This is a genomic window from Chromobacterium indicum, from assembly GCF_039708975.1.
GTDB lineage: Bacteria > Pseudomonadota > Gammaproteobacteria > Burkholderiales > Chromobacteriaceae > Chromobacterium > Chromobacterium piscinae.
The window spans coordinates 204,137-210,935 of record NZ_JAYFSJ010000011.1 but is presented as its reverse complement, the minus strand read 5'-3'; the positions used below and the strand labels follow the sequence as shown (position 1 = coordinate 210,935).

Annotated in this window: 5 protein-coding genes; 2 read left to right on the top strand and 3 right to left on the bottom strand. The window is 65.8% G+C overall.

Annotation, left to right across the window (positions count from 1 at the left end):
* Nucleotides 1-254: 254 nt before the first annotated feature.
* The 3 genes from VA599_RS16590 to VA599_RS16580 all read right to left on the bottom strand — a co-directional run bounded on the left by VA599_RS16590 (nucleotide 255) and on the right by VA599_RS16580 (nucleotide 5,010).
* A complete protein-coding gene (locus VA599_RS16590) occupies nucleotides 255-1,544 on the bottom strand; it encodes an NAD(P)/FAD-dependent oxidoreductase (protein WP_346789573.1) in 1,290 nt (429 codons plus the stop codon).
* Nucleotides 1,545-1,599: 55 nt separating this feature from the next.
* Nucleotides 1,600-2,778, bottom strand: a complete 1,179-nt coding sequence (locus VA599_RS16585; protein ID WP_021477037.1) for an ABC transporter ATP-binding protein — start codon at nucleotides 2,776-2,778, stop codon at nucleotides 1,600-1,602.
* Between the two features lie 423 nt (nucleotides 2,779-3,201).
* Complete coding sequence (locus VA599_RS16580) at nucleotides 3,202-5,010, bottom strand: GGDEF domain-containing protein (protein WP_346789571.1); 1,809 nt, start codon at nucleotides 5,008-5,010, stop codon at nucleotides 3,202-3,204.
* Between the two features lie 163 nt (nucleotides 5,011-5,173).
* On the opposite strand from VA599_RS16580, the gene VA599_RS16575 reads away from it, so the two are divergent.
* Together VA599_RS16575 and VA599_RS16570 are read left to right on the top strand one after the other, a co-directional pair.
* Complete coding sequence (locus VA599_RS16575; protein WP_021477035.1) at nucleotides 5,174-5,962, top strand: alpha/beta fold hydrolase; 789 nt, start codon at nucleotides 5,174-5,176, stop codon at nucleotides 5,960-5,962.
* Nucleotides 5,963-5,994: 32 nt separating this feature from the next.
* Nucleotides 5,995-6,786 (top strand): enoyl-CoA hydratase-related protein, encoded by a 792-nt coding sequence (locus tag VA599_RS16570; RefSeq protein ID WP_234004526.1) that lies wholly within the window; start codon nucleotides 5,995-5,997, stop codon nucleotides 6,784-6,786.
* Nucleotides 6,787-6,799: the final 13 nt, after the last annotated feature.

Below are 6,799 nucleotides of genomic sequence, written 5' to 3'. Positions count from 1 at the left end.
CTGGCCTGGCGCGCCCAGCGCCGCCAGCGAACCGTTGTGCAAACCCAGCCCCGCGCCTGTCACCACTGCAACCATACTTCACTCCCGCATATTATTAATGACCGAATTAACAGTCTTATCGCGGGAAAATCACAGTTGTTTAGCTGAAAACTAAAATATTCATCCAACTCAATCAGCAGTAATTATTATTACCATTTCTATCAACAACTTGCTGGCTTAGTGAATTTTCACCCCTGCAATGGACACGATGACGACTACAGGTAGTCCCTCATCCGGTAGTACGCCATCCCCAACACCAGCGCCGGGGTGCGCAGCAGCTTGCCGCCGGGAAAGTCGCGGTGGCGGATCTTGGAAAACAGGTCCAGCCGCGACGAGGTGCCGGCGATGGCTTCGGCCACCACCTTGCCGGCCAGGCCGGTGATGTTGACGCCGTGGCCGGAGAAGCCTTGCAGGTAGTAGACATTGCCGGACAGGCGGCCGAAATCCGGCGCGCGGTTGACGGTGATGTCGCAGAACCCGCCCCAGGCGTAGTCGATGCCGACATCGGCCAGCTGCGGGAATACGCGCAGCATGTCGGCGCGCATGGAGCCGGCCAGGTCGCGCGGCTCGTGGCCGGAATAGCTGACCTTGCCGCCGAACAGCAAGCGGTGGTCGGCGGACAGCCGGTAGTAGTCCAGCACGAAGTTGGTGTCGCACACCGCCATATTGTCGGCGATCAGCGCGCGCGCCCTCTCCTCTCCCAGCGGCTCGGTGGCGATCACATAGGTGCCGGCCGGCATGATGCGCCGTTCCAATTGCGGCGCCAACGCGCCGATGTAGGAATTGCAGGCCAGCACCAAATGGCGGCAGCGCACGACGCCGTGCTCGGTGTGCACCTTGGGCGCGTCGCCCTGTTCGATACGCAGCGCCGGCGTCTGCTCATGGACGGCCACGCCGGCATCCAGCGCCGCGCGGGCCAGGCCCAGCGTGTAGTTGAGCGGGTGCAGATGGCCTGAGCGGGGGTCGAACAAACCGCCCTGGTAGCGCTCGCTGGCCAGCTTGCCGCGCAGCGTCTCGCGTTCCCATAGCTGCATGCCGCCGTAGTCGTAGCGTTGCTCGGCCTCGCGCTGCCAGTCTTCCAGCTCCCGCATATGGCGGGGCTTGACCGCCGCGCTGACGTAGCCGCGCTGCCAGTCGCACCGGATGTCATGGCGGCGCACGCGCTCGTCTATGATTTCCACCGCTTCCACCGACATGTCCCACAATGCCTTGGCCGCCTCTTCGCCCACTTGGGAGCGGATGCCGTCGATGTCGCCGGCGTAACCGGCGATCACCTGGCCGCCGTTGCGGCCGGAGGCGCCGAAACCGACGTGCGAGCCCTCCAGCAGGATGACAGTAAAACCCTTCTCCCGCAGGTTCAGCGCCGCCGACAAGCCGGCCAGCCCGCCGCCCACCACGCACACGTCGCAAGCGGCCTCGCCGCGCAACGGAGGCTGCGGGTCCCAGGCGTGGGCGGTGGCGGCGTAATAGGATGGCGGATGCGGCTGATGGGCGAAACGCAGCATAAAGTCCTCAGGGCGAATCGAAAGGGAAGCTCCCGGCAAGCCGGGGGCGCGGATGTCACTGGGTCAGCACCACCGGCGAATCGGCGCGCCAGCTGAGATAGACCGTCTCGTCCCAGGTGGGCGCGGTCTCGTTGGCGTCGCACCAGCGCGACGATGGCACCACGGCTTTGACGATCTTGCCGCCTGCCAGTTTCACGTGATAAACGGAGTAGCTACCCAGGTAGGCGATGTCCCGCACGGTGCCGGCGGCGCGGTTGGCGCCGGGCTGCAGCGGCTGCTTGTCCAGCCGCACGTCCTCCGGCCGCACGCTGGCCCACACGTGCATGCCCTTGGGGCCGGTGATGCCGTGGTCGATGTGGATGACGCCGCCCAGCTCCTGCGAATTGATTTCCACCCGGTCCGGCTCGTCCACCACCACCGCGCCTTCGAACATATTGGTCTCGCCGATGAATTCGGCGGTGAAGCGGCAGCTCGGATATTCGTAGATCTCGGTCGGCGTGCCCACCTGCAGCAGCTTGCCCTCGCTCATGATGCCGATGCGGCTGGACATGGTCATCGCTTCTTCCTGGTCGTGGGTGACCATGATGCAGGTGACCCCCACCGCCTCGATGGTGTTGACCAGCTCCAGCTGGGTCTGTTGCCGGAGTTTCTTGTCCAGCGCGCCCAGCGGCTCGTCCAGCAGCAGCAGCTTGGGCCGCTTCACCAGGCTGCGCGCCAGCGCCACCCGCTGCTGCTGGCCACCGGACAGCTGGTGCGGCTTGCGGCCGGCGTATTTGCGCATCTGCACCAGGTCCAGCATCTTGGCCACCCGCTCGGCGATCTCGTCGCGCGGCGCGCCGTCCTGCTTCAGGCCGAAGGCGACGTTCTGCTCCACGGTCATGTGCGGGAACAGCGCATAGTTCTGGAACATCATGTTGACCGGCCGCTCGTACGGCCGCAGGCCCTGCATGTCCTGGCCGTCCAGGATGATGCGGCCGGAGGTAGGCGTTTCCATGCCGGCCAGCATGCGCAGCAGCGTGGATTTGCCGCAGCCGGAGCTGCCTAGCAAGGCGAAGATCTCGTTGCGGCGGATATCGAGGTCGATATGGTCCACAGCCAGGTGGTCGCCGAACTTCTTCACCACGCCGCTTATCCTCAGGTACGGCGGCTCGCTCCCTGCGGCGACAACGCCCGCCGGGGCCGCGTTGGCGATGGGGCTGGCTGCTTGCTTGCTGGCCGCGATGGCTTCCGACATGTTCCCACTCCCTCCGACTGCGGCGCCCTGCCGGCGCCGCTTGCTGTTTTGGACGCTTGAAACACGCGGCGGACACATCCGTCCGCCTCTTGGCGCCGCCGGCACGCTTACAGCATGGCAAAGCGCTGCCGGCATTGCCGGGAAAGATGGAGCGATGAAAGGGGAAGGACGCGGGCCTGCGGCAAGACTGTCCTCACACTCCCCTGCCGCGGTGCGGGCGGCTGCCGGCGTCTGATGCGCCAGTCGTGGACACAGCCTATGCCATGTTTAAGAAATTTGACAAGCGGGGATCGCAAGATTGATCGCGCTAGAACGATCGTCTGTGGCTTGCGCGCCTCAGCAAGAAAAATGCCGCGCTGCGGCAAGCCAGCGTTTAAGACATCAAACACTTGAAGAGGAAATCGAGGCCAACTCCCTGCGCGCTCAACGGCCGCAAGCGCAGCAGGACGACGCGCCCGGCTGGCGCCGTTCGACGAACAGGCTGTTACCGGGCAGCTTCTTCGCCTGCTTCTTGGCTTCCGCCGTCGCCGCGCCGATTTCGTGGTGGCTCAAGTACTGGCCCGCCCTCACCCGCACCACGCCCAACGACAGCGTGGTCAGCGGCAGGAACACCGGCTCGCCGTTGCGCGAGGCCACCTCGAAACCGCCGGCGGCGCGGTGGGCGTCGGAAAAATGCTGGGCCGCCAGTTCGCCGAAACGCTCCAGCATCCGTCGCAGCCGGCATTCCCAGTCTTCAGACTGCATCAGCGCGACGAAATCGTCGCCGCCGACATGGCCGACGAAGTCGCGCTCCTGGTCCACACACTCCAGCAGCAGATGGGCAACCAGCTCGATCAGGGCATCGCCGGCCGCGTAGCCGTACAAATCGTTGAAGGGTTTGAAATGGTCCAGATCGGCGTACACCACCACGACCGGCGTCCGCATCTCCAGCAGCCGGTCTATGGTCTCGTTGATCGGCACATTGCCGGGCAGGCCGGTCAACGGATTGGCGTAGCGCGCGGCGGACAGCTGCAGCTCGGTGATCTTGCGCATCAGCGCGAAGCCGGTGCCCATGCCCAGATAGCGGCCGTTCTCGGCGATGATGAAGCCATCCACCAGGTAGCGCTGCTCGGCCGCCACCACCAGGCTGGACAGTTCGTGCACGGTCAGGTCGGCGCTGACCACCAGCGGCTGCTTGTCCATCATCAGCTGGCAAGGCTTCTTGCCGTACAGCTCACGGTTGAACGGCTTGGCGAAGCTTTCCAGCAGATGGTGGCGGCGCAACAGGCCTACCGGCACGCCGTCCTGCACCACCGGGATGGCGAAGCAGGCCGGATCGTCGGCGAAGCGGCGGTAGGCGGTTTCGTTCGGCACCCCAGCCTCCAGCGGCTCCACCTCCAGCAGCAGATCGCGCGCCAGCGGCTGATTGCGCAGGCCGTGGCGGCGGCCGCCGAACCACGGCAGCGCGGCCGCCTGCAGCGGAATCTCGCGCGGCGGGGCCGCCTGCGGCCGGGCCAGCAGATAGCCCTGGCCGTAACGCACGCCCAGCCGGCACAACGTGCGCAACTCGGCCGCGGACTCTATCCCTTCCGCCACCAGCAGCGCGCCGGACTGGCGGGCAATGTCCGCCATCGAGCGCACGAACTGCTCTTTCAAGGGATCGAGATGGATGTTCTGCACGAAATGCTTGTCCAGCTTGACGAAGTCCGGCCTCAGCTCCGACCACAGCCTGAGATTGGAAAAGCCCTCGCCCAGATCGTCCAGCGCGATGCGCAGGCCGTCGCCGCGATGCCGGGTGGTCACTTCGCGCAAGGCTAGGTAGCCGCCATTGGGGCGGGTTTCGGTCAACTCCAGGATCACCCGCTTGGGGTCCAGCCCGATGCGGGCGAGGAAGGACTGCAGCGCGCCGGGACGGGACTCCTCGGCCAGCAGCGTTTCGGGATTGATGTTGACGAACAGCAGGCCGGGCAGATCCAGCTCGGCGAAGCGTTCGGCGCAGGCGCGCAGGCAGGCCAAATCCAGCGACAGCAGCATCTGGCAGCGCTCCGCCGCCTCGAACAGCATCATCGGCGAATGCAGCGTGCTGTCGGACGGGCCGCGTATCAGCCCTTCGTAACCCAGGATGCTGCCAGCCTCCAGATCGACGATGGGTTGGAACACCGGCTGCAGCCGGCGCTGTCCTATGATCTGCTCCAATTCCCGGCACCACCCCGCCACCCCGGCCGGCGGGGATGGCTCGACGCAAGTTTGCATATTTCTCGACCGACTGCCTGAATTCCGCTCAACCTGGATAATCTACCGACAATAAATGTCATCGACATTACACTGGCGATTTGCGCCCGCCCTCTGTTCAGCCGGGCGCGCCCGGTTCTAGAATGAATTAAGCACGACACCGCCCAGGACAGGAGCGCCCGCCATGCCGTACGCCCAGCTAGCCGGACATCAGATCTATTACGAGGAAAGCGGCCACGGCAGCCAGCCGCTGCTGCTGCTGAACGGCATCACCATGTCCACCGTCGGCTGGACGCTGATGATGCCCCTGCTGGAGCCGCATTTCCGGGTGATCCGCATGGACTTCCTCGGCCAGGGTCAGAGCGAGCATCCGCCAGGCGAGCTCTACGCGCTGGCCGAGCAGGCCGATCTGGCCGACGCGCTGCTGGACTGGCTGCAACTGCCCCAGGTGTACGCCGCGGGCCTGTCCTACGGCGGCATGGTGGCGCAGCATCTGGCGCACCGCCATCCGGACCGGCTGAGCCGCCTGTTGCTGGCCGGCACGCTGGCCTGGGCCGACACCGTCAACCACCATATCGGCGACAGCTGGATCGCCGCCAACAGCCAGGGCGGCCTGGACCTGCGTTACCAGATCAGCGTGCCCTGGCTGTTTTCCAGCCGCTTTCTCGCCGGCAACGCCGCGATGCTGGACGATCTGAAGCTGCTGGCGGGCATGGTGGACTGGGACGCCGTGATCCGGCTGATCAACGGCGTCCGCCAGCACGACGCCCGCACCTGGCTGCCCCAATTGCAACTCCCGGTGCATATACTGGTCGGAGACGAAGACCGGCTGACGCCGCTGTACCAGGCGCGGCTGCTGCAGGAACTGATACCGGGCGCGGAGCTGGAAGTGCTGCCCGGCGCCGCCCACGTGCTGCACATCGAGGCCGTGGAAGCCTTTGCCCGCGCCATCGTCCGCTTCCGCCAGGACTGAGGCGGCCAACCATTCTCAAGACAGGGGGAAACATGATGAGCACCGACGCCGTAACGCTGAACGTGGATAAACGCGGCATCGCCACCGTCGCGCTGAACCGGCCGGGCCTGCACAACGCGCTGGACGATGAAACCATCAGCCTCCTAGCCGCCACGCTGGAAACGCTGGCCGAGGACGCCACCGTGCGCATGGTGGTGCTGACCGGCAGCGGCATCAGCTTCTCAGCCGGCCATGATCCGGAGTGGCTGCGGCGGCTGTCGCAGTTCTCCGCCAACGAGCTCAACCGCTACGCGCAACAGATCGCGCGGCTGCTGCACACGCTGGACACCCTGCCCCAGCCCACGCTGGCCAAGGTCCAGGGCTCGGCCTTCGGCCTGGGCGTGGCCATGGTCGCCTGTTGCGACATCGCCATCAGCGTATCCGAAGCGCTGTACAGCCTGGCCGACGTCAAATTCGGCCAGATTCCCGCGCTCACCGCGCCCTACCTGATCCGCTCCATCGGCGAGCGCGCCACCCGCCGCTACAGCATCACCGCCGAGCGCTTCAACGCCGGCAAGGCCAAACGCCTGGGCCTGGTCCATCAGGTGGTGGAAAACGACGAGCTGGACGCCGCGGTGGAGCACATGGCGAGCCAGGTGCTGCTGAACAGCCCGGCGGCGATGCGCGCCACCAAGCACCTGATCGGCGAGATCGGCAAGCAGGAAATCACGCCCCAAGTGATGCAGCGCTGCATCGAGCACAGCCTGACCGTGCGGATGAGCGACGAGGGACGCGAAGGCATACGCGCGCTGATCGAGATGCGCAAACCCGGCTGGATGGACTAGAGGCTGGCCCGGC